The following is a 22,596-nucleotide window of genomic DNA, read 5'->3' as shown; positions in this document are numbered from 1 at the left end:
CTACTTTATTCCTATAATTTATTTTTTCTAACATCAAGATTAATAATGAAATATTTACTAATAGCTCTTACATTATCTTTACCAATGACTACATTTGCAGGAAGCTGTGACAACAGTTGGCAATCTGCAAAAGATGGATCTTCTTGTGGTGATCGTGCAGCTGATCGTCGTCCTGGAGGACGTTAATTTCATTAAGACATAAGACTCATTGTCTTATGTCTTTTGTAACTATTTCAATAATTTTTCATAATCCCCAAAACAATCTTCATGCTCCAATTCAAATCCTGTTTCAACCATCCGCTTTGCAAATATCCTCTTCCCTGTCTCCTTTCGACTTTCCAAAACCAGTTCAGGTAAATGCAGCTGCCGTTGAAACCATTGAATGATTTCATGCAAAGGGATCGGCTGATTATTGCTAACAATATACGATTTTTCTGGATGTTCCACGTGAATCAATTGTGCAAGGAATCGGATCAGATCATCGATATGAATCCGGTTTGACCAGTGAATCTGAGGATAGCTTTGAGTCGCTTCAGCAAGCTTGATCATCCTTGCCACAGACGTACCATAAATCCCCGTAGGACGAATCACTACACAGTGCTCAGCGAATGCTTGTTGGTAGAGCTGCTCCATCTTTAATAGTAATCGGCCCTGTTCATCACTAGGCTGCATGATTGAATCATCATCAATTCGTTCACCCTTATTTTCACCATAGACTCGCGTAGAGGAAACCACCACAACATTTTGAATCGGATGCTGTTTTAACGCTGCTACAATGGGAGCAACAGAATCGATATAGGTCTGTTGATAGGCTTCCACTGTACTTTGCGAAGGTGACAGCAATACATATACCCAATCAATCGCAGGAACAGGGGCTAAATCCAGTTGATGGACATCCTGAATCAGATGAGTCGCAAATTCATCCGTTTTCGGACTTCGGCTAATTGTGGTAATTTGGTGGCCTTGCTCAAATAATTGTTTAGCAACGCGCCGAGATGTTTTACCATAACCAATAAATAATATATGCATTAAACACCTGATTATATAACCTAAGTTGAGGGTAAATGGCTGCAGTCCATCAATTGCAAGGGGTTGGAAACGCCTCTGCTGCTTTACTGGAAAAACTGAATATTTTCACCACAGATGATCTACTGTTTCATCTGCCACGTGATTATGAAGATCGTAGCACGATCATCCCCATGAACCAATTGAACGTGGGGCGCAGCTATTTGCTAGAAGGCGTGGTCAAAGGTGTGGATTTTCCACTAGGTAAGCGCAAATCGATGGCGGTACTCTTAGAGGATGATTTTGGTAAAGTCACCTTGCGTTTTTACCATGTCTATAAAGCCCTGACTGATCGGGCCAAACTGGGCAATCAACTGCGCATCTTTGGTGAAGTACGTGTCGGTGCGCGTGGTTTGGAAATGTATCATCCTGAAATTCAATTGATCACCGAACATACCCCCTTACCTAAAACTGAACTGACTGCGATTTATCCGGCTACTGAGGGTTTAACCCAAGCCAAAATCCGTGACTATGTCAAACAGGCACTGAAACAGCACAGTGATGACCTACCTGAATTATTGCCGGAAAAATTTACCAATGGTTATGCGCTGAAACAGGCACTGGAATATATTCATGAGCCACCATTGAATGCCAACATGTTGCAACTGGCACAAGGCTCTCATCCGGCTCAGCAGCGCTTAATCTTTGAAGAACTAGTCGCACATCAGATTAGTTTGCTTTCACGTCGTGCTTATATTCAGCAAATTGAAGCCCCTTCTTTTTCACCGAGTAAAAATTTTGCCAAACAGCTATTAGCTGGTCTGCCCTTTAATCTGACCAATGCGCAAAAACGGGTGTCCAAAGAAATTGTGCAGGATTTAAAACAAAACAAGCCGATGCTGCGTTTGGTTCAGGGGGATGTCGGTGCAGGTAAAACTTTGGTTGCAGGCGTTGCAGCCTGTCATGCCTTAGAAGAAGGCTGGCAAGTGGCACTGATGGCACCGACTGAAATTTTGGCTGAACAGCATTATTTAAATTTTAAAAAATGGTTTGAACCCTTGGGTTTAACCGTGTCCTGGCTTTCAGGCAAACAAAAAGGTAAAGCACGCGCAGCAGCAGAACAAGGCATTAAACAAGGCACTGCCAATTTAGTGGTCGGTACCCATGCCCTGTTTCAGGAAAATGTTGAATTTGCCAAACTCGGTTTGGTGATTATTGATGAACAACATCGCTTTGGGGTGGATCAGCGTTTGGCTTTACGCAATAAAGGCTTAAATGGCATGACACCACATCAACTGGTGATGACCGCGACTCCGATTCCCCGCACACTGGCGATGTCGGCTTATGGGGATTTGGATACTTCGGTGATTGATGAACTTCCTCCGGGTCGTACCCCAATTCAAACCGTGACCATTCCTTTAGACCGTCGTGAAGAAGTGTTGACCCGAATTGCCACCAATTGTGCTGAAGGTAAACAAGCTTATTGGGTTTGTACGCTAGTAGAACAGTCTGAAACTCTGGATGCCCAAGCGGCAGAAGCGACTTATCAGGAAATTAAAGAACGCTTTCCCCATCTGAATATTGGCTTGGTACACGGCAAAATGAAAGCCGATGAAAAACAGTCAGTGATGCAACAATTTAAAGATAATCAGCTGCAACTGCTGATTGCTACCACTGTAATTGAAGTTGGGGTTGATGTTCCGAATGCCTCGATTATGGTGATTGAAAATGCTGAACGCTTAGGACTTTCACAATTACATCAGTTGCGTGGACGGGTTGGACGTGGCGCAACCGCCAGTTTCTGTGCCCTACTCTATAAAAGCCCGCTGTCGCAAAATGGGCAGGAACGCTTACGCATTTTGCGTGAAAGTAATGATGGTTTTGTGATTGCAGAAAAAGACCTGGAAATTCGCGGTCCGGGCGAACTGCTTGGCACCAAACAAACTGGCGATATGGGTTTTCGGGTTGCCAAGTTAGAACGAGACGATCATCTACTGAATCAGGCACATTATGTGGCGCAGCAGATTCTCAAAGATTATCCAAAAAATGCCAATGCCTTATTAAAACGCTGGTTGCCTGAAGCACCACGATACGCTTATGTGTAGAAAATCATTTCAAAAAATATATTTGATAACGAATATAAAATAACATGCTTCGTCAGGTAGTTATGATTGCGTGGGCGGTATGGATACTGCCGTTGTTGAAACCAAATACAAACTGTGCAAAATTAACGCCAAATAAAAGAAGAATAAAAACATGCTCCAATTCATTAATCCATTGCTCCACAAAGCAATCCAGAGCATTTCGCCTTGCGTACTTTGTGGAATCGACCGACAGCAACACCATTCACTCTGTGAAGATTGCTGGCAACAATTGCCATGGTCTAAAAGTACGGTTCAGCGACAGGAAATAGATATTCAAGTGGCTTGTCATTATGACTACCCGATTGATCGTATTATTCAAAAATTTAAATACGAGCAACAGCTGCATTTTCAAAATTTGCTTGCAAGCACCTTACTGGAACTTCGCCCACCCAAAATCCAAGCGATTGTGCCGATGCCGATATCAAATGAACGGCTGGTGGAACGTGGTTACAACCAGTCTTTGGTACTGGCTAAAATCATGGCCAAAGCACTGAATATTCCCGTATGGCAACCCGTCACCCGCTTACAACAGCATTCACAAAAAGGCTTAAACCGCTTAGAACGTATTGAAAATATTGAACAACAATTTCAGATCAATACCACATCCAAACTTCGTTATCGCCGTGTACTTATTTTAGATGATGTACTGACGACAGGCAGTTCCATCTATGCTTTAAAACAAAAGCTTGAGGAACTCGATTGCCAGAAAATTTATGCTGCATGTGTCGCGAGTGCAGAGATTTAAAGGCTGCTCTGCTTTTAGGAAATAAAGGATACTGATTTCCCTCATCTCCTTGCGAAATACATTCCTCACCTCCCTGAGCCATATATGGCGCAAGAGAATGAGTCATTTTCATTCTTTAGCAAATTAGATGACAGAGCTTTCAATTAAAAATTGCTTCACCCACGGCATCACAATTTCAGTGGTTAAGGATGCAAGTTTAGTTTGCTGATCATCCAAATCGACCCACTTCATTTCTGCAATTTCTGCATCAATTTTCGGCGCATGATCCAAACTTACTACATAAACATAGCTCACCAATAAATGATCTGGCTCATTGGCTGTGGCTGTTTCAAAGCGACCAACAAATTGCTCAATTGATGCCTGACAACCAATTTCTTCCTGAATTTCACGCAGCATGGTTTGTTCAGGGGGTTCATTCGGTTCCAGTTTCCCACCCACTTGCATAAAACATGAGGTATGACGTTTACGCACCACTAAAAGTTGCTGTTGATCATTTAAAATAATTGCAGCAGCAACGGTAATCACTTTCATTTTTATACCACCAACTCTTGCTGATCAACCATGCCCCATTTCGGTTGAGGCGCCTGGAAAGCATCAAATTGCTGTAAAATATCTTCGATAGAATCTGAGGCAATCATGCTGTCAGAAAAACGTGGATGAGTAAAACCTTTCACTGTGGTCAGATGGATAAATTTCAGCAAATCATCATAAAAACCTGCCACATTTAAAAATGCACATGGCTTTAAATGGATACCCAATTGTGCCCAAGTCCACTGCTCAAAAATTTCTTCCAAAGTTCCTGCACCACCCGGTAAAGCAATAAAAGCATCAGAAAGTTCCGACATCTTGGACTTGCGTTCATGCATATTCGCAACCACATGCAATTCCGTTAAATGTGGATGCGCAAGCTCGCGGTCGACCAATGCATTTGGAATCACACCTATGACTTTACCGCCTGCCTGTAAGGCACTATCCGCAACAATGCCCATCAAACCTGAACGACCACCACCATACACCAGTGTTTTGCCTTGCCGCGCAATTGTTTGACCCATTTTCTGTGCAGTGTCCAAGAAAATGGAATCAGTCCCCACAGCTGAACCACAAAAAATTGCGATTGATTTCGTCATTTTTTCACCATGTTTTGAAGATGTCATACTAATAAAGTAAATTTTCAGGAGATTTTTTAACAAATAAGCGATTCAATCAGTGTTTTTATTCAATTCCTTGTCTAAAATACACCCATCGATTAACCTATACTGCGCAGGGAAAAGACAGCATGCTTGAAGCCTTTTACGCCACAGAGCGCGGTAGTTTGGAAGATGCCACTATTAATGGGGGCTTCGATCTTCACCCAGATTTAGTGTGGATTGATTTAATTGCCCCCTCACAAGAAGAACAACAATGGGTCTTAGATGCTTATGAACAGAATCTACCCACGCTAAAATCATTAGAAGACATTTCCTCATCAGCACGATTTTACCGTGATGATGACGGTATTTTACACATCAGCACCTACTTTTTAACGAAAAATAAAAACTTTCAAGTCGATGGCGAAACAGATGACGATTCGAGTATTTTAGCCACTGTACAAACCGTTGCTTTTATTCTGCACAAACAACATTTGTTTACTTTACGTGGTGAAAAGCTGGTTGCATTCCGTGCCTTTCGTGCCCGTGCGCGCCGTAATGATTACGAAATTGATTATAAAGACCCAACCTGGGTATTACTCGGTCTGCTTGAAGCCAAACTGGATGAACTTGCGGATATCCTGGAAGATATCCACAAAGACCTGGAAAAATATTCCACCGAAGTGTTGAACAACCGTCATCGTGAACAAATGCTCGATTTGGATGACATGATTACGCGTTTGGCACAATTAGAAGACATGCTTGGAAAAGCGCAATTGTGTTTAATTGACTTACGTCGTGTGCTGACTTTCTTATCCCGCCCACGTGCTTTGGGCAGTCATATTTACGATGCAGATATTCGAGAACTGAGTGAAGATGTACGTTCCCTTGTTGAACATGATGCCTTCTTGTTCCAGAAGGTTCGATTCTTACTCGATACCACCTCTGGATTCATTAACACCGAACAGAATGACACGATTCGTCGATTCTCGATCTTGCCCAGTATGCTCGCTCCCCCGATGCTGGTGGCCAGTGTTTATGGCATGAATACCGACGTACTGCCTTTTGCGAGAGGAACAAGCAGCTTCATCATGGTCGGTATTATTTTGGTCGCTTTCTTTATTGGACCATTGATTTATTTCCGCTGGAAAAAATGGATTTGAGCGAGCTTTAAAGCACTGCTTTTAAAGCGAAGCACAAGAAACGCTCCCGATTTGAGAAATGTCTATTTGCAGACAATAAAAAAGCACCTTTCGGTGCTTTTTTATTGTGTGTTCAGTCAATCAATTGCAGATCATTTTGCAAATGACAGGCTTGAATAATTTTCATCATTTTTTCAGGCACAGCTTTAAACTGGATGCCTTGTGCTTTCGGAGTTTGACGTAACCAGCGAACCAATACCGCCAAAGCCAAAGTACTCCCTTGCTCTAACTGCGCCAAATTCACCACGACAGGAAACTGATTTTGAGATTGAATCAGTTTCAAACCCTGCTGGTAATAGCTTTCAGCATTTACATAATCTATTTTTCCAGAAACCTGTAATTCCTGATTAATGATTTCAATCACCGAACACCTACTTAGTTATTTTTTATTAACAGCTACATCTGCATCTGGCTTGAAGTTTGCAATCGCTTTATCCAAGTTACCACCATTCAGTTTTACAGTTGAAGCAAACTGATTACGGAACTGCAAACCTAAATCAATGCCCGAAACATTAATGTTGCGGATTTTCCATTGATTGCCTTTATCCACCAATTGGAAAGATACAGGAATTTTTTCACCTTTGTTATTAAAGTCCATCGTCACAACAGGGTTTTTACTGTTGGTGTCTTTGTATGGACGAAGGCTATAAGATTGATTTGAGAACTTGGCAAACGCACTACCGTAATTTTCAATTAAAGTTTCACGGAAGTTACGTTCAAATTGAGCACGCTGGGCAGCCGTACTGTATTGATTGGTCGCATAGGTACCCATCACAATACGGGTAAATGACTGTGAATCAATATATGGGTCAAGATTTTGACGTACAATAGCTTTCACTGCAGCCGGATTGTTTTGCAATTTCGCATTATCCGCTTTTAATCGTGAAATCAGACTATCCGCAACTTTTTTAACAAAAGCAGGCGGTGCTTCTGCCGGTGCTGCAAATGCAGTAGTCGCCATCATTGTTGATAAAACACTAGCTGCAAGTGTCTGTTTAACTAAAGTATTCACTAAAACTTCCTCTCCAAATTATTCAACAAATGATGCTTCTGCATCAGTTGATTCACCCGATGGCTTTGCATCTGCCGCTTTTGCCGATGATTTACCCGCACCACCAGTAATAAACTTACTAATTAAATCTTCAAGATCCATAGTACCCTGAGTATTGGCAATACTTTCACCACGTTTTACGTAGTTCAAACCACCGCCCGGTACCACTTTTAAGTATTTTTCACCCAATAAACCATTGGTCGCCACCATAATATAAGCATCTTCATCAATACTGGTGATGGAGCGCATGTTATCCAAAAGTTGTTTTTCCATTTCTTTTTGTTTCGCAGGTGTCGCTTCAGTATATTCTGTGCTATAGCGCAGTTCTTCTAAAGCATTGGCTTCCACCATTTTAAGCTGTTCTTTATTAAATGAAGTCAGCTTACCATCCAATTCGAAATGTACAGTCGCTAAACGCGATACCGGATCAAGGGTAATATCAGTCACCCGACCAATCGTGACCCCACTCATGGTGACTTTTGCACGCGGTTTTAAACCATTCACATTATCAAAACTTGCGGTCATGTCATAGCTATCGCGCAGGTTGGTTCCCACCAGGCCACTCACTTTCATGGCCAAGAAAAATAATGCAATACCGGTAAGAATGACAAAAATACCTACGGTCAGCTCACTTGTACGTGATTTCATTAAACACCTCCAAACATGACCGCAGTCAACACAAAATCAGAACCTAAAACACACAATGAGGAATACACGACTGTTCGCGTAGTCGATGTTGCAATCCCTTCAGAAGTCGGCACACAGGCATAACCCTGATACACCGCAATCCAGGTACAAAGTACTGCAAAAACTAGACTTTTAATAATAGTGCCGTTAAAAATATCTTTATAGAATTGCACGCTATTTTGCATCCCACTCCAGAAAGAACCTTCATCCACCCCTAAAAAATCGACGCCTACCATTTTACCGCCCATGATGCCAATGGCACCAAAAATGATCGATAACATCGGCAGACTCACAATACCTGCCCATAAGCGAGGGGAAACGATACGTTTCAACGGATCGACACCGATCATTTCCATACTGGCCAATTGCTCTGTCGCTTTCATCAAGCCAATTTCGGCCGTTAAAGCCGAACCGGCACGCCCTGCAAACAACAATGCAGCAACTACAGGAGCCAGCTCTCTTAATAGCGTTAAAGACACCATCGTGCCGAGCATGGCTTCTGAGCCAATATTGACCAAAATGGAATAGCCTTGTAAGCCCAGCACCAAACCAATGAACAAACCTGATACGGCAATAATCAATAAAGACATCACGCCAATACGGTGCATTTGGTAAATAAACAGTTTGACCCCGAGCCAGGTCGGCATGGAAAACAGGATTTGCAGCAACATCACCGTTGCTACACCGATACCATGTACACGTTCAATGACGCGTCTACCTAATGAGGCAATAGCATTCATGAACGCACCTCATCACTTAAATAAGCCTTATGACTAAACTGATAATCGACAGGACCTTCGGCAGCACCAGTTAGGAACTGACGAACAAATGCCGATTCATGTTGTTTTAATTCAGCAGGCGTTCCCTCACCCTGAATAACACCTTCAGCGATAATATAGATGTAATCGGCAATCGATAAGGTTTCACCCACATCATGCGAGACAATAATCGTGGTTAAATCCAGTGCTTCACGCAAGGTCCGAATTAAACGCGTGAGTACACCTTTCACAATCGGATCTTGTCCAGCAAAGGGTTCATCATACATGATCAGTTCTGGATCAAGCGCAATGGCCCGTGCCAACGCGACACGACGGTTCATCCCTCCAGACAGTTCTCCAGGCATAAACTTTTCAGTACCGCGTAAGCCCACCGCTTCCAGTTTAAGTGCCACCAGTTCTGCAATGAGATGTTCAGGGAGTTGGGTATGCGCACGTAACGGAAAAGCCACGTTTTCATAGACGCTCATATCGGTAAACAGAGCACCACTTTGGAACAGCATTCCCATACGTGCCCGAGTCGCAAATAATTCTTGGCGCGACATATGTGCAATATCTTTTCCATCCAATAAGACTTGCCCATGGTCTGGAACGAGCTGCCCAGCAATCAGACGCAGCATGGTTGTCTTACCTGTACCTGAAGGCCCCATAATGGCGGTAATCTGACCACGCCGAATCTTTAAACTGACATGATCAAAAATGACACGTTTCCCTCGTTTAAAGCTCAAATCATTGACTTCAATCCAAGATTCAGCTTGTTGAGGTATTTGATTATTCATAGCTGAGCGTTTTCCTACATTTTTTCAGCATGCATACTATAAAAGGATTAAAGTTTAAAATGTTACTTTTAGATAAAAGCTAACCAATCCAGTGAATGTTCTAATGAATTTAATTGTAATTCTTTTTTTTATAAAAAACAGATATAAAAACAGGACACTGTGTTACAGAACAGAGTTATAGATATAGTACCCAATGTTGCATAACAATAAGGCCAAACCAATATAAGGCATAATCACCTCTTGATTAAAATTCCAAATATAATGAGCGGATTCATTGTTCATATTTAACGATTTTAAAACAAAACATGATTGAGTATACATTTTTATCTTCTAAGATCAAAGATTAATCCATAAAAAAACCGGTGTTTCCACCGGTTTTTTCTATCTAAATCTAACGATTAAATTAGTCGTTAAATTTACGACGTGGACGATCTTCGCCACCAAAAGCTGGACGTTCGCCACGTGGTTTGTCATCAAAGCTACGACGTGGACGATCTTCACCACCGAAAGTGCGCTTAGGACGATCATCGCTGAAAGAACGTTGTGGACGATCACCAAAACCGCCTTCACGACGTGGAGCTGGACGATCACCGAAATCACGACGTGGAGCTGAACGATCACCTTCACGAGCTGGTTTGTAATCTACACGGTTGCCACGGTTGTCATCATTCGAACGTTGTGGACGATCACCAAAACCGCCTTCACGACGTGGAGCTGGACGATCACCGAAATCACGTTTTGGACGATCATCGAAAGAACGTTGTGGACGATCACCGAAACCACCTTCACGACGTGGAGCTGGACGATCACCGAAATCACGCTTTGGACGGTCGTCAAAAGAACGTTGTGGACGATCACCATAACCGCCTTCACGACGTGGCGCTGGACGATCACCGAAATCACGCTTAGGACGATCATCGCCATAAGAAGGACGTTCGCCACGTGGTTTGTCATTGAAGCTACGTTGTGGACGATCATCACCGCCTTCACGACGTTTGAAGTTGCTTTCGCCTTCAAAACGGCTACGACCACCACCAAAACCACCACGACCGCCATCACGACCACGACCGCCGCCAAAACCGCCACGACCGCCATCACGACCACGACCGCCGCCATCACGACTACCGCGTGCAGGAGGTGGAGATGGCTCAAGACCTTCAATTTCAGACACGTTTAAACGTGCATCCAGGAAGTCTTCAAGCGCACGGATTTTACCGCGTTCACGGTAAGTCGCCAAAGTAATTGCATTACCTGTACGACCGGCACGACCTGTACGACCGATACGGTGTACATAGTCTTCGTTTTTCATCGGTAAACCAAAGTTGATTACGTGTGAAATTGTTGGTACGTCAAGACCACGCGCCGCTACGTCTGTAGCAACCAGGATTTTTGCACGACCTTCACGAATGCTGCGTAAACGACGGTTACGAACAGTCTGTGGCATAGCACCGTGAAGTGCTACAACTGATAGACCTGCTTCAGCAAGTTCTTCAGCCAACATGTCTGTATCTTCTTGAGTGCTTGCAAACACAACTGCTTGATCTACTGATTCATCAGATAACCAGTGAGTAAGCAATTTTTTCTTGTGTTCAAAGCCATCAGTCCAATGCAATGTTTGAGTGATGTCAGTATTTGTAGAGTGACCAGTTTCGATCGCAATACGCATAGGATTATTCATCATGCGTTCAGCAAGCGTGATGATACGCGGTGCAAACGTTGCAGAGAACATCAAAGTTTGTTTACGGTTAGCCGCTAAATCACCAATTGCTTCTAGGTCTTCAGAGAAACCCAAGTCAAGCATACGGTCAGCTTCGTCGACGATTAACGCGTCAACCATGTCAAGTTTAATTTGACGACGGTTTACAAGATCAAGTAAACGACCTGGAGTCGCAACGACAACTTGTGCACCTTTTAATTGTTGAATTTGTTTACCGAAAGGCATACCACCCATGATCGCAGCAACACGAACACCTTTCATATGACGAACAAATGCAATCGCATCTTGACATACTTGTTGTGCTAATTCACGAGTAGGAGAAATTACAAGAATATTCGGTTGAGTCACCGCTTTCATGCGATCTTTAAATGATACAAGCGTATCTTGATTTGCTAAACCATTTAAAGTAGGTAACAAGAATGCAGCAGTTTTACCAGAACCTGTTTGGCTTGATACAAGAAGGTCTTTACCCTCAAGTGCAGCTGGAATCGCTTGTTCTTGTACAGGAGTTGGCGTAGTAAAACCTAAACCTTCGATCGCTTGTGTTAAAGACTCATCGAGGGAAAAATCAGCAAAAGTTTTGCTCATAGAGAGTGTTCACCCTGAAGTGGGTGCTCCATTTAATAAATTACAATATGGACATCGGCAAAAAGCGGCACAGCAAATAGAGCTGAAAAATAAGGATTCAGCAGCGATCCGAATAACGACGATGTGGATATAACGCACGTATATGATTACGGCCGCAAACCTGAAGGAATCGCTTAAGCGATTGGGGCGCGAAGGATATGTCCTCTCTATGGACAGGACGCGCATACAATGATTAGAAGATAATGTTCAGGTAAAGAACGGAAATTTAAGTGCGTGGCGGCATAATAACAGAATCATTTTAAAAAGTAATCATTTTTTTCGATCGAATTATGAATTGATACTGTTTTTTTCAGTAACAGTCTATTTTACAACTCAATTTTGTTTATTTTTTAATCGTAAATTTTTAATTACCCCCACTCATCTAATGTAATTCCTTAAAAGGGATCATAACCAGTGTTAAAGATAAATATCAACTTTGCCTGGCAATAAAAAAGCCCTCACATGGAGAGCTTTTCTTTGTCATATCACTCGATTAAATCGGTATTACTTTGCGGCTTCACCCCAAGCTGGAACGACAGCTTGCATTAAAGGTTTTAGCATTTTCATAGAGCAAGCAATTACTTGACCATTGTCCATAGAATCGGCACCACCACGTGCATCCACTACAGTACCACCTGCTTCTTTTACGATTAACTCGCCTGCAGCGATATCCCAAGGTTTCAAACCAAGTTCGAAGTAACCATCAAGACGACCTGCAGCAACATATGCCAAGTCTAACGCAGCAGAACCTGAACGACGGAATTGTGCACCCGCTTCAGTCACGTTTAACAATGAATCAAAATGGTTTTTCGCATAAGAAACCACTTCACCGTTACGTTTATTACGATAAGCATGACCTACAGCCAAGAAGGTCTTGTCTAGGTTGTCTTTAATATTTACGCGAATACGGCGTTGATTCATCATGGCACCGCGGCCACGACTTGCAGAGAAAAGCTCGTCTTTCACAGGGTCATAAATAACACCGTGTTGAGTTACGCCTTTATGTTGAACTGCAATTGAGATACAGAAATGTGGAAAACCGTTAATGAAGTTTAAAGTACCGTCCAAAGGATCGATCACCCAACACCAATCAGCGTCGTGACCTTTACCTTCTTGCAGACCAAACTCTTCACCAAGGAAGCTGTGGTTTTTATAGCTTTTACGTAGAGTATCGATAGTCAACTGTTCCAAATAACGATCTACACGCGTTACCGGACCATCAATCCCTTTTTCTTCGACTTGTAGATCGAGTTTATGACGATTTTGATGCGCTTTTAAAAGCTCTTGACCAACTAATTGAGCCGCACGCGCAGCCATAACCACCATAGGTTCCATTGAACACCCACTACAAATTTGAAGATACTGATAAAGAATAATGCATAAAAGCCCTCACATTTTAGCAAATATGAGGGCTTTTAGGGGAAAAATGTTTCTAAAATTTAATTCATCACGATGAAACGGTTTGCACAAGCTTTAGCCAAGCCAATTCAATTGATTTTTCAATGCCTTTGGCATCAAGTCCAGCCTGTTGCAACATTTGTGCATGTGATGCTTGGTGCATGAAAATATCAGCTAAGCCTAAATTTAAAGTCGGTTTAACAATTTGTGCTTGAGCCAGATATTCATTTACCGCACTCCCCGCACCGGCCATCACTGCATGTTCTTCAACCGTCACAAATAAACTGGTGGTGTTCGCAAGGGCTGCAATCATCTGTTCATCTAACGGTTTCACAAAGCGCATGTTAACTACACGAACACCCACATCATGTATTTGTGCCAATGCTTGTGCTGCTTCAATCGCAACCGTTACACGACTACCAAAAGCTAGCACACTAATTTGTTCATCTTGTTGTTCATTAAAACTGGCCACAATTTCTGCTTTACCAATCTCTAAAGCAGTCAATTGTTGTTGGATTTCAACACCCACACCATTGCCACGCGGATAACGCACAGCCGCAGGACCATTGTATTGATAAGCTGTATGTAACATCTGACGACATTCATTTTCATCTTTAGGCGCCATAATCACCATATTCGGTACAGTGCGCATAAAGGCATAGTCATAAGCACCGGCATGAGTTGGGCCATCTTCACCGACCAAACCGGCACGATCGATGCCAAAAGTAACATCTAAATTCTGTAAAGCGACATCGTGAACCAATTGATCATAACCACGTTGCAAGAAGGTCGAATAAATGGCAACCACCGGTTTTAAACCTTCACAGGCCATCCCAGCGGCTAATGTCACGGCATGCTGTTCGGCAATTGCGACATCAAAAAAACGTTCCGGGAACTGTTTGGCGAACTGCACCATACCTGAGCCTTCACACATTGCCGGTGTAATCGCGAGTAAGCGATCATCCTGTGCAGCTTCGTCACACAGCCACTGCCCAAACACGTCCGAATATTTAGGGGCTGTATTTGCTACAGGCGTTGAATTTATTTTGCTGATCGCATGATATTTAATTTGATCTGCTTCAGCAGGTGCAAAGCCCTTGCCTTTTTTGGTATAGACATGAATTAAACGCGGACCTTTACGTTTTTTCAATGCCTCAAAAACTTGTACCAGTTGATTGACATCATGACCATCGAAAGGACCAAAGTAGTCAAAACCAATGGCTTTAAATAAGTTGTCTGCGGCATCTGTCGCTGCACTATGTAAACGAGAATTATAGGTCCATGCAGGATGCGGCTGAATATAAGCATCACCCTCATCGGACACATTCACCGAATGACCACGTTCCCAAATGGCAGCAAGGTGTTTGGCAAAACCGCCGGTACTGCATGAAATAGACATGTCATTGTCATTCAGCACCACAATTAAATTGGCATTGTGTGCCACCGCATCATTCATGGCTTCAAAAGCCATCCCCGCGGTCATTGCACCATCACCAATAATCGAAACCACTTCACATGGGTCTTTTTGATAACGACGTGCCAGTGCCATACCCAGTCCAGCTGAAATTGCTGTTGATGAATGACCTACACCAAAAGTATCAAAAACTGATTCTTCACGGGATGGGAAAGCTGCCAATCCATCTTTGGCACGAATGGTGGTCAATTGCTCACGGCGACCAGTCAAGGCTTTATGCGGATAAGCCTGATGACCGACATCCCAAATCAGACGGTCATGCGGGGTATTAAAACAATAGTGCAAAGCTACCGTCAGTTCGATCACCCCCAGATTGGCACCAAAATGCCCACCACTTTGTCCTGCTGCATACAAAATGTACTGACGTAACTCATCCGCCACTTTTTCTAATTGGCTGCGCTCGAGCAATCGTAATTGTTGAGGATGATCAATTGCATCCAGCAACGGTGTTACAGGGCGATGAGTCGGTATTTCTGTATACAACATAAATGGCAAAGCCTTCTAAAGCCTGGCAAATCCTAAGCTAGGTAAATGGGTTATTCGAGCACAAGCAAGTGTCGAATTGTATCACCTTTAAATCAGCCACATTTCTAGCGATGCAGTTTAGAGGCAGATCTCTATACTGGGTGTTTGTTCATGAGCGAGATTATCCTGAATAATCTTACTATTTATCAACCATTATCGTTCGCTTTATACAAAAAAGAAAATCTTCTGCATAATTTCATCATAGCAATTCTACCAATGTCCAAGCATTACGCTATACTTTAGCCAATTAATGAACTATTTGACGGGTTAAGCAGTGCCTATAGAATTTGTCGCAACTTCAAGATTACCAACCGCTTTTGGTGAATTTAAAATCACTGTATTTCAAGATCCTCAAACCGGTGAAGAACATGTCGCACTTTCTAAAGGACTCGATATTCCACCGACCGATCCGGTACTGGTTCGGATTCACTCTGAATGTTTAACCGGTGATGCCTTTGCTTCACTGAAATGTGATTGTGGACCACAACTCCAGGCCACCATGAAACTCATTAATGAAGTCGGTCAAGGCGTGATTCTATACTTGCGCCAGGAAGGTCGTGGTATTGGACTAACCAATAAAATTCGCGCCTATGCCCTGCAAGATCAGGGGCATGATACCGTGGATGCCAATCTGATGTTGAATTTACCTGCAGATGCGCGACGATATGACATGTGCACCATCATGCTGGATCATTTAAAGGTTAAACAAGTTAAATTGGTGACCAACAACCCTTCAAAAATTGCCGCATTAGAAGAACTGGGGATTGATGTGGTAGATCGTGTTCCCCTCACCGTGGGCTTAAATCCATTCAATGCAGAATATCTAAAAACCAAACATGAACGCATGGCGCATATGTATAAGAAAGGCGATTTTTAAATCCTACTTATTTTATAAATCTCCCATCACCCCTCTTTGAAAAAGAGGGGAAAAAGCCTCACTTTTTTAAAGGGAGGTTGGAGGGATTAAATAACATTAAATCGTCATCGAGAAAATCCGGTTTTCAGGCTTTTTACGCTTTAAGTGCAAATCAAACGCCATACAGATATTGCGTACAAAGGGCTTCCCTTTTTCTAAAATCGTGACTGAACGGTTTTCGATTTTAATCAATTCATCCTGCTGCATTTCTTCAAGTTGCATCAACACTTCATCAATTTCAGGAAATTGCATCTCGGCATCCAACCATGACGTTGTAAACGTACACATCAAGTTCAGGATATGTTTACGAATCATTAAATCTTCTGTGTTGAGCAAATGCCCTCTATACACCGGAATTTCATTATTTTCCAAACGTGCGTAATAGTCTTCCAGTTTCTTTTCATTTTGGGCAAAGCTGTACCAGCTGTCGCTAATCGATGAAATGCCCAAGCCAATCATCACCTGCGTTTTTGACGCGGTATAGCCCATAAAATTGCGATGTAAAGTCCCTTGCTGAAAAGACTGATACATACCATCTTTTTCCAAGGCAAAATGATCCATGCCAATTTCATGATAGCCATGTGCGAGTAATTTCTTTTTACCCTCCTCATAACATTGGCGCTTCAACTCATCTTTGGGTACATCGCCATCTTTAAAACCACGCTGACCATTGCCTTTAATCCAAGGCACATGTGCATAGCTATAAAAGGCCAAACGATCCGGCATTAAACGGTTGGTCTGGTCGATGGTGTTCAATACATCTTCCAGATTTTGGAACGGCAAACCAAACACCAGATCATGCGAAATCGACTCATAGCCAATCTCTCTCGCCCATTGGGTAACCCGTTCTACATGCTCAAAAGGCTGAATGCGGTGAATGGCTTTTTGCACATTTTCGTTATAGTCCTGCACCCCATAACTGACCCGACGAAAGCCCAAATCATACAGGACTTGTAAATGCGCTTTGGTCGTATTGTTGGGATGTCCTTCAAAGCTAAATTCGTGCTGGGGTGCAATTTCGGCTTTAGACAAAATGCCTTGAATCAATTGTTGTAAGTGTTCTACTGAAAAGAAGGTCGGCGTTCCCCCGCCCAAATGAATCTCTTTAATGACTGGCTTATCTTCAAGAAGTTCGCAATACAAGTCCCACTCTTTCAACACTGCCTGTATATAAGGCTGTTCCACCTCATGGCGTTTGGTGACCCGTTTATGACAGCCGCAGAAGGTGCATAAACTTTCACAAAATGGTAGATGGATATAAAGACTAATTCCCTCGCTTTGATTGGACTCATCAAAAGATCGTTTTAATGTTTCTTTCCAAAGCTGCAAAGAAAACAACTCCTCTTGCCAATAGGGCACCGTCGGATAACTGGTATAGCGCGGCCCCGGAACATTATATTTTTGAATTAACGAACTTGCCGGCTTTGACATCAAGATTGCCCCATTTGAATTAACCACGCTGACCAAAGATAAACAGTCTGCTTTTCCTTATTGTGCTGAGCTTGATCAATGAATTCAACCCAGCCTTTTAGTCGGAATATCTTGAATTCATTTTCCATTTTAAAAAAGCATTACGGCTTCTTCCAATCGGATCAATTGGTAAAAATCCCTTAATTTTTTTATGATTTTATGTTTTGATGTATGCATTCTCTATCTTTCCCCATGAGGGTTCTGATGCAGCATCCTAATTCCGCTGATATTCAACGCGTTCGCGAATTTCTCCTCGATTTACAGGCACGTATTTGTGTAGGTTTAGAACAACGAGAATTAGAGAGCGGTGGTACTGCTCATTTTGAGATTGATGATTGGGAACGCCCGGAAGGTGGTGGCGGTCGTTCACGTGTGTTGCAAAATGGCACCGTGATTGAAAAAGGTGGGGTGATGTTTTCTCACATCAAAATTTCAAAATTACCGGCGTCTGCAACTGAACGTCATCCACAAATTGCCGGTGCGAAAGCACAGGCCATGGGCATGTCGTTGGTCATTCATCCAAAGAACCCCAATGTTCCAACCTCACATGCCAACGTGCGTTTGTTTGTTGCAGAACCTGAAGGACAGGATCCAGTGTGGTGGTTTGGTGGCGGTTTTGACTTAACCCCCTTCTATCCAGATGATCAAGACGTATTGACCTGGCACCAGAAAGCCCATGATCTTTGTGCGCCATTTGGTGACACGGTTTATGCGGAACACAAAAAGTGGTGTGATGACTACTTCTATTTAAAACATCGCGATGAACAACGTGGCGTGGGTGGATTGTTCTTTGATGATTTAAATCAGTGGGATTTTGAAACCTGCTTTAAATACATTCAAGCAGTCGGTAATGGTTATTTGGAAGCGATCTTGCCGATTTTCCAGCGCCATCAGAATCAACCTTATACCAAAGCACAACGCGACTTCCAGCTTTACCGTCGTGGGCGTTATGTGGAATATAATTTGGTTTATGACCGTGGCACTCTATTTGGTCTACAAACCGGTGGTCGGATTGAATCCATTTTAGTCAGTATGCCGCCGCTTGCTGCTTGGTCGTATCGTCCGGAATGGGAAGAAAATTCTCCTGAAAAACGCTTAACGGACTATTATTTAAAACCGCAGGATTGGTTGACTGAACTTCAATAATTAAAAATATGTTTAAAATCTTTAATCCCTTTTTCCATTTTGGATGAAGGGATTTTTTATATTCATTATTTTTTTACAAAAAATTAGACACTTAGAACAATGAAAATTTTTAAATCAATATTTTCATGTCATCAAAAATTCATCATATTTTACTTATAATAATTCTACCGACATATTTCCTTACAGCACTAGACTCTGTAGATTTTATAAAATCGTTTAGAATGAGAAAATCAATCGACTATTCACACATATTTAAAAAGCACATATCAATTAAAAAAATCGTGCTTTAGGAAGCCTACCATGTTAGATAAAGTTTTAAATCATAAGGTGATTCTATTTTGGTCCATTTTCACCCTAATCCTATGTTCCATCGCCATCACATTCTCATCAGACAATAGCCTTTCTGATAGTTTATCGATTACATTTACTGTCTTTGCAGGGTTTGCCTTGTTTTTTACCGCAGCAATGTGGCTAGAAGATATGGTTCATGAAATCTGTAATCCTTAATATTATTTCAATCCGCTTTAATTCTCTGAACCTAACTCGATTGCTTTTTATACCTGCTTAACTTTTCATTTTTCCCTGCTTCTGCCTTTAGCCTTGTTTAAAAATCACGTATATTGAATGTCATTTCCGCACATGGACCTTGTGAAATGAGCAAACAATTCGCGGTGGTTGGCCATCCCATTGAACAGTCACGTTCGCCAGAACTTCATCATGCTTTTGCCAAAAAAACAGGGATTGACCTGAATTACAGCAAACGTCTTGCTCCTCTTGATGGTTTTGAAGCCAATATCAAGGCGTTCTTTGCCGAGGGTGGCATCGGCATGAACGTAACCGTGCCTTTTAAGGAACAAGCGTTTGCACAATGCCAAGTCCTGACGGAACGTGCCAAAATTGCCAAAGCTGTAAATACCTTGTGGATGCAAGATGGCAAGCTGCATGGTGATAACACCGATGGTCAAGGCTTAGTCGATGCGATTAAAGCCCTGGATTGGAACTTAGAAAACACTAATCTTTTAATTATTGGTGCAGGTGGGGCAACACGTGGTGTGGTCTATCCTTTGGTTCAGGCTGGCGTGAAAAAAATCGTGATTGCCAATCGTACCCTTGCCCGTGCTGAACAACTGGTTACCGATTTAAAAGATGCGGTTCCACAAGCAACACTTGCTGCAATCTCTTTAGATGATTTGGCGGGTGAGTTTGATCTTGTGATTAATGCGACCTCTGCCAGCCTAAGTGGCGATGCTCTGGTTTTACCTGAATCTTTACAGTTTAAACATGCGTATGAAATGGCCTATGGCAAACCATCGAGCTTTTTAGATCAGGCCAAAGCTCGCGGCATTCCGACTTCAGAAGGTTATGGCATGCTGGTGGGTCAAGCGATTGAATCCTTCTCCATCTGGAATGGTGTAAAGCCAGGGCTGAAAGATTTTCTCTAACAATTTGAAATAAAGCGATTGGAAAGAAGCAAACCCTTGCTTCTTTCCACTATTGCCCATAAAAAAAAATAAAACTGGCTTTTATGACATCATGCTTCAGTCATTAAAGTGCATGAAAATGATTAAAATATTCACCTAACCAAAACTCAAAACAGACACTAACACTTTAATTTAATTATTATTTACAATATTTTTTTGCATGAAGCACATTTAAAATGTGAAGCGAACAATATAATCAGTTACATTAAGAGCTAAATTCATCCATTTATAATTCGCCTTTCTGACATTTTTACAAGGCTACACCATCAATGTATTTTGATGAACAATGTGAATAATCAAACTATCGATTCGGATAATCCAAAACTATTTCTAAATTAGGATTAACATTATGCCAACTTATAAAGCTCCTTTACACGACATTCGCTTTTTAATGAATGAAGTTTTTGATTACCCAGAACATTACAAAACTTTATCAAATGGCGAAGCTGCCGATCCTGACACTGTAGACATGATTCTTGAAGGGGCAGCAGATTTTTGTGAAAACGTACTCTCTCCTTTAAACCAGTCGGGTGATGAAGAAGGCTGTCATTTTGAAAACGGCGAAGTTAAAACACCAAAAGGCTATAAAGAAGCCTATGACCAATTCGTACAAGGTGGCTGGCAAGGTCTGTCTTATCCTGAAGAGTTTGGTGGTCAAGGCTTACCGATGTCACTTAACCTGATCAAATCTGAAATGATGGGTACTGCCAACTGGTCATTCACCATGTATCCAGGTTTGAGCATGGGCTGTATGAATACCATCATGCAGTTCGGAACTGAAGAACAAAAAAATACCTATATGCCGCATTTAACTGCGGGAACCTGGTCGGGCACCATGTGCTTGACTGAACCACAATGTGGTACAGACTTGGGACAAGTCAAAACCAAAGCTGAACCGCAAGCGGATGGCACCTATAAAATTACTGGAACCAAAATTTTCATCTCTGCAGGTGAACATGACCTGACTGAAAATATTGTCCATATTGTACTTGCTCGCCTTCCAGATGCGCCAGCGGGAACCAAAGGTATCTCTTTATTTATCGTGCCTAAATTTACCCCGACTGCTGATGGTGGTGTGGGTAAACGTAACCCTGTGACCTGTGGTTCAATTGAACACAAAATGGGGATTCGGGCTTCTGCAACCGCAGTTTTAAACTTTGATGCTGCGACAGGTTACCTGATTGGTGAACCGCACAAAGGTTTGCATGCCATGTTTACCTTTATGAACACTGCACGTATTGGTACAGCTGTGCAAGGGATTGCCCATGCAGAGTTGTCTTTCCAGGGGGCATTGCCATATGCCAAAGAGCGTATGTCTATGCGTGCGCTATCAGGCAAGAAAGACCCTGAACAAGTGGCAGATGCAATCATTCACCATGCGGATGTGCGCCGTATGCTGCTGACGCAAAAAGCCATTGCTGAAGGTGGTCGTGCCATGATTTATCATGCTGCACAGCTTGCTGACAAAATGACCGATGCGCTGACCCAAGGCGACCAGGCCAAGTTTGAAGAATATGATGACAAACTTGGTTTCTACACGCCAATCTTGAAAGGTTTCTTGACTGAATTGGGTCTTGAAGCGGCTAACCACGGTATGCAAGTGTTCGGTGGTCATGGTTATATTAAAGAACATGGCATGGAACAAATTGCCCGTGATGCCCGTATTGCTACCTTGTATGAAGGTACAACCGGTGTTCAGGCACTCGACCTGATTGGTCGTAAAGTTCTGCTTTCTTCTAAAGGCAAAGTGGTTCGTGATTATACTGCTGAAATCTTGCGTTTTTGTGGCCGCCATGCACGCAATAAATATATGCGCCGTTTTGCATGGGACTTAACCAAGATTTGTGCACAATGGAACGCTTTAACGGTTCGCATCATGCTTGCTGCACGTAAAGACCGCGACATCGTCTCTTCAGCTTCTGTAGATTTCTTGATGTTCTCTGGCTATGCGATGATGGCTTACTATTGGGCGCAACAAGCGGCTGTCGCTTCTGAGAAACTGGAGTCGGGTGACGGTGCAGAAGTTCCTGAATTCTATAAAGCAAAAATTAAAGTTGCCGATTTCTACTTCGAGCGTATATTACCTCGTACTCAAGGTCATGCAGAAGCCATGGTGAATCCATCGAAAACCATGATTTCTTTAGCACCTGAACACTTCAGCTTTGACTACTAAGTTGTAGAATCAAAAAAAGAGCACTTCGGTGCCACTGCTGTCCCATAGTTTGATTTAAATAAAAAAACCTGAGTCCGAACAGTTAAAATATGAGTGCAAACAAACACTTTAACGACCAGGATTCAGGTTTTGTCACATCAGAATACCGTATTT

At 42.4% G+C, this 22,596-nt stretch carries 20 protein-coding genes; 8 read left to right on the top strand and 12 right to left on the bottom strand.

Annotated features, from left to right (window positions below; all coding sequences use genetic code 11):
* Window positions 1–228: 228 nt before the first annotated feature.
* Window positions 229–1,029 (bottom strand): NAD-dependent epimerase/dehydratase family protein, encoded by an 801-nt coding sequence (locus HLH16_RS11320; protein WP_171529416.1) that lies wholly within the window; start codon window positions 1,027–1,029, stop codon window positions 229–231.
* Window positions 1,030–1,064: 35 nt separating this feature from the next.
* Between HLH16_RS11320 and recG the strand changes: the two genes are divergently transcribed.
* Together recG and HLH16_RS11310 are read left to right on the top strand one after the other, a co-directional pair.
* On the top strand, window positions 1,065–3,110 hold the full coding sequence (gene recG, locus HLH16_RS11315; protein WP_171529415.1) for an ATP-dependent DNA helicase RecG: 2,046 nt from the start codon (window positions 1,065–1,067) through the stop codon (window positions 3,108–3,110).
* 151 nt (window positions 3,111–3,261) lie between these two features.
* Entirely contained in the window at window positions 3,262–3,894 is a 633-nt protein-coding gene (locus HLH16_RS11310; protein WP_171529414.1) for a ComF family protein, read from the top strand.
* 123 nt (window positions 3,895–4,017) lie between these two features.
* On the opposite strand, the gene HLH16_RS11305 is transcribed toward HLH16_RS11310, so the two are convergent.
* On the bottom strand, window positions 4,018–4,425 hold the full coding sequence (locus HLH16_RS11305) for an NUDIX hydrolase (protein WP_171529413.1): 408 nt from the start codon (window positions 4,423–4,425) through the stop codon (window positions 4,018–4,020).
* A 2-nt stretch (window positions 4,426–4,427) separates the two neighbouring features.
* On the bottom strand, window positions 4,428–5,021 hold the full coding sequence (locus tag HLH16_RS11300) for an LOG family protein (RefSeq protein WP_171529412.1): 594 nt from the start codon (window positions 5,019–5,021) through the stop codon (window positions 4,428–4,430).
* Window positions 5,022–5,170: 149 nt separating this feature from the next.
* Here HLH16_RS11300 and HLH16_RS11295 point away from each other — a divergent pair, with 149 nt between their 5' ends.
* Window positions 5,171–6,184, top strand: coding sequence for a CorA family divalent cation transporter (locus tag HLH16_RS11295; protein WP_131291463.1), 1,014 nt, complete (start codon window positions 5,171–5,173; stop codon window positions 6,182–6,184).
* Between the two features lie 112 nt (window positions 6,185–6,296).
* Here the strand turns inward: HLH16_RS11295 and HLH16_RS11290 are convergent, their stop codons facing one another.
* From HLH16_RS11290 to dxs, 8 genes are all read right to left on the bottom strand, one after another.
* Window positions 6,297–6,587: an STAS domain-containing protein gene (locus tag HLH16_RS11290; protein ID WP_131291465.1), complete on the bottom strand. Its 291-nt coding sequence runs from the start codon at window positions 6,585–6,587 to the stop codon at window positions 6,297–6,299.
* Window positions 6,588–6,602: 15 nt separating this feature from the next.
* Entirely contained in the window at window positions 6,603–7,235 is a 633-nt protein-coding gene (locus HLH16_RS11285) for an MlaC/ttg2D family ABC transporter substrate-binding protein (protein WP_350643956.1), read from the bottom strand.
* Between the two features lie 18 nt (window positions 7,236–7,253).
* Complete coding sequence (mlaD, locus tag HLH16_RS11280; protein ID WP_171529411.1) at window positions 7,254–7,922, bottom strand: outer membrane lipid asymmetry maintenance protein MlaD; 669 nt, start codon at window positions 7,920–7,922, stop codon at window positions 7,254–7,256.
* Window positions 7,922–8,701 carry a lipid asymmetry maintenance ABC transporter permease subunit MlaE gene (gene mlaE / locus HLH16_RS11275; RefSeq protein WP_171529410.1) on the bottom strand — a complete coding sequence of 260 codons (780 nt, stop codon included), beginning with the start codon at window positions 8,699–8,701 and terminating at the stop codon, window positions 7,922–7,924. Before mlaE ends, mlaD begins: the two co-directional genes overlap by 1 nt.
* Window positions 8,698–9,516 carry an ABC transporter ATP-binding protein gene (locus tag HLH16_RS11270; RefSeq protein WP_171529409.1) on the bottom strand — a complete coding sequence of 273 codons (819 nt, stop codon included), beginning with the start codon at window positions 9,514–9,516 and terminating at the stop codon, window positions 8,698–8,700. The genes mlaE and HLH16_RS11270 overlap by 4 nt, the downstream gene beginning before the upstream one ends.
* Before the next feature lie 403 nt (window positions 9,517–9,919).
* Window positions 9,920–11,821, bottom strand: a complete 1,902-nt coding sequence (locus tag HLH16_RS11265) for a DEAD/DEAH box helicase (protein WP_171529408.1) — start codon at window positions 11,819–11,821, stop codon at window positions 9,920–9,922.
* A gap of 543 nt (window positions 11,822–12,364) precedes the next feature.
* Entirely contained in the window at window positions 12,365–13,195 is an 831-nt protein-coding gene (locus HLH16_RS11260) for an inositol monophosphatase family protein (protein WP_171529407.1), read from the bottom strand.
* A 112-nt stretch (window positions 13,196–13,307) separates the two neighbouring features.
* Window positions 13,308–15,218 carry a 1-deoxy-D-xylulose-5-phosphate synthase gene (gene dxs, locus HLH16_RS11255; RefSeq protein WP_171529406.1) on the bottom strand — a complete coding sequence of 637 codons (1,911 nt, stop codon included), beginning with the start codon at window positions 15,216–15,218 and terminating at the stop codon, window positions 13,308–13,310.
* A gap of 313 nt (window positions 15,219–15,531) precedes the next feature.
* Between dxs and ribA the strand changes: the two genes are divergently transcribed.
* Window positions 15,532–16,134, top strand: coding sequence for a GTP cyclohydrolase II (gene ribA, locus HLH16_RS11250; protein ID WP_171529405.1), 603 nt, complete (start codon window positions 15,532–15,534; stop codon window positions 16,132–16,134).
* Window positions 16,135–16,230: 96 nt separating this feature from the next.
* On the opposite strand, the gene hemN is transcribed toward ribA, so the two are convergent.
* Window positions 16,231–17,604, bottom strand: coding sequence for an oxygen-independent coproporphyrinogen III oxidase (gene hemN / locus HLH16_RS11245; protein ID WP_171529404.1), 1,374 nt, complete (start codon window positions 17,602–17,604; stop codon window positions 16,231–16,233).
* A gap of 243 nt (window positions 17,605–17,847) precedes the next feature.
* Here hemN and hemF point away from each other — a divergent pair, with 243 nt between their 5' ends.
* The 4 genes from hemF (at window position 17,848) to HLH16_RS11225 (ending at window position 22,443) form a co-directional block, all read left to right on the top strand.
* Window positions 17,848–18,789, top strand: coding sequence for an oxygen-dependent coproporphyrinogen oxidase (gene hemF / locus HLH16_RS11240; RefSeq protein WP_171529403.1), 942 nt, complete (start codon window positions 17,848–17,850; stop codon window positions 18,787–18,789).
* Between the two features lie 300 nt (window positions 18,790–19,089).
* Window positions 19,090–19,296 (top strand): hypothetical protein, encoded by a 207-nt coding sequence (locus HLH16_RS11235; protein WP_171529402.1) that lies wholly within the window; start codon window positions 19,090–19,092, stop codon window positions 19,294–19,296.
* 146 nt (window positions 19,297–19,442) lie between these two features.
* The gene (gene aroE, locus HLH16_RS11230) at window positions 19,443–20,231 is read left to right on the top strand and encodes a shikimate dehydrogenase (RefSeq protein WP_171529401.1); all 789 of its coding nucleotides are present in this window, start codon (window positions 19,443–19,445) and stop codon (window positions 20,229–20,231) included.
* 388 nt (window positions 20,232–20,619) lie between these two features.
* Complete coding sequence (locus HLH16_RS11225) at window positions 20,620–22,443, top strand: acyl-CoA dehydrogenase C-terminal domain-containing protein (RefSeq protein WP_171529400.1); 1,824 nt, start codon at window positions 20,620–20,622, stop codon at window positions 22,441–22,443.
* The last annotated feature ends 153 nt before the right edge of the window (window positions 22,444–22,596 follow it).

This window comes from Acinetobacter sp. ANC 5378 (assembly GCF_013004315.1).
Taxonomy (GTDB): Bacteria; Pseudomonadota; Gammaproteobacteria; order Pseudomonadales; family Moraxellaceae; genus Acinetobacter.
This window is presented reverse-complemented; position numbering and strand designations above follow the sequence as displayed.

Excerpts from the sequence above, each read along its gene's own strand:
- HLH16_RS11235 (WP_171529402.1), top strand. The coding sequence starts at position 19,090 with ATGTTAGATAAAGTTTTAAATCATAAGGTGATTCTATTTTGGTCCATT.
- hemN (WP_171529404.1), bottom strand. The coding sequence starts at position 17,604 with ATGTCAAAGCCGGCAAGTTCGTTAATTCAAAAATATAATGTTCCGGGG.
- recG (WP_171529415.1), top strand. The coding sequence starts at position 1,065 with ATGGCTGCAGTCCATCAATTGCAAGGGGTTGGAAACGCCTCTGCTGCT.
- HLH16_RS11225 (WP_171529400.1), top strand. The coding sequence starts at position 20,620 with ATGCCAACTTATAAAGCTCCTTTACACGACATTCGCTTTTTAATGAAT.
- mlaD (WP_171529411.1), bottom strand. The coding sequence starts at position 7,922 with ATGAAATCACGTACAAGTGAGCTGACCGTAGGTATTTTTGTCATTCTT.
- hemF (WP_171529403.1), top strand. The coding sequence starts at position 17,848 with ATGCAGCATCCTAATTCCGCTGATATTCAACGCGTTCGCGAATTTCTC.
- dxs (WP_171529406.1), bottom strand. The coding sequence starts at position 15,218 with ATGTTGTATACAGAAATACCGACTCATCGCCCTGTAACACCGTTGCTG.
- HLH16_RS11295 (WP_131291463.1), top strand. The coding sequence starts at position 5,171 with ATGCTTGAAGCCTTTTACGCCACAGAGCGCGGTAGTTTGGAAGATGCC.
- HLH16_RS11305 (WP_171529413.1), bottom strand. The coding sequence starts at position 4,425 with ATGAAAGTGATTACCGTTGCTGCTGCAATTATTTTAAATGATCAACAG.
- HLH16_RS11265 (WP_171529408.1), bottom strand. The coding sequence starts at position 11,821 with ATGAGCAAAACTTTTGCTGATTTTTCCCTCGATGAGTCTTTAACACAA.
- aroE (WP_171529401.1), top strand. The coding sequence starts at position 19,443 with ATGAGCAAACAATTCGCGGTGGTTGGCCATCCCATTGAACAGTCACGT.
- HLH16_RS11320 (WP_171529416.1), bottom strand. The coding sequence starts at position 1,029 with ATGCATATATTATTTATTGGTTATGGTAAAACATCTCGGCGCGTTGCT.
- HLH16_RS11270 (WP_171529409.1), bottom strand. The coding sequence starts at position 9,516 with ATGAATAATCAAATACCTCAACAAGCTGAATCTTGGATTGAAGTCAAT.
- HLH16_RS11300 (WP_171529412.1), bottom strand. The coding sequence starts at position 5,021 with ATGACGAAATCAATCGCAATTTTTTGTGGTTCAGCTGTGGGGACTGAT.
- mlaE (WP_171529410.1), bottom strand. The coding sequence starts at position 8,701 with ATGAATGCTATTGCCTCATTAGGTAGACGCGTCATTGAACGTGTACAT.
- HLH16_RS11310 (WP_171529414.1), top strand. The coding sequence starts at position 3,262 with ATGCTCCAATTCATTAATCCATTGCTCCACAAAGCAATCCAGAGCATT.
- HLH16_RS11260 (WP_171529407.1), bottom strand. The coding sequence starts at position 13,195 with ATGGAACCTATGGTGGTTATGGCTGCGCGTGCGGCTCAATTAGTTGGT.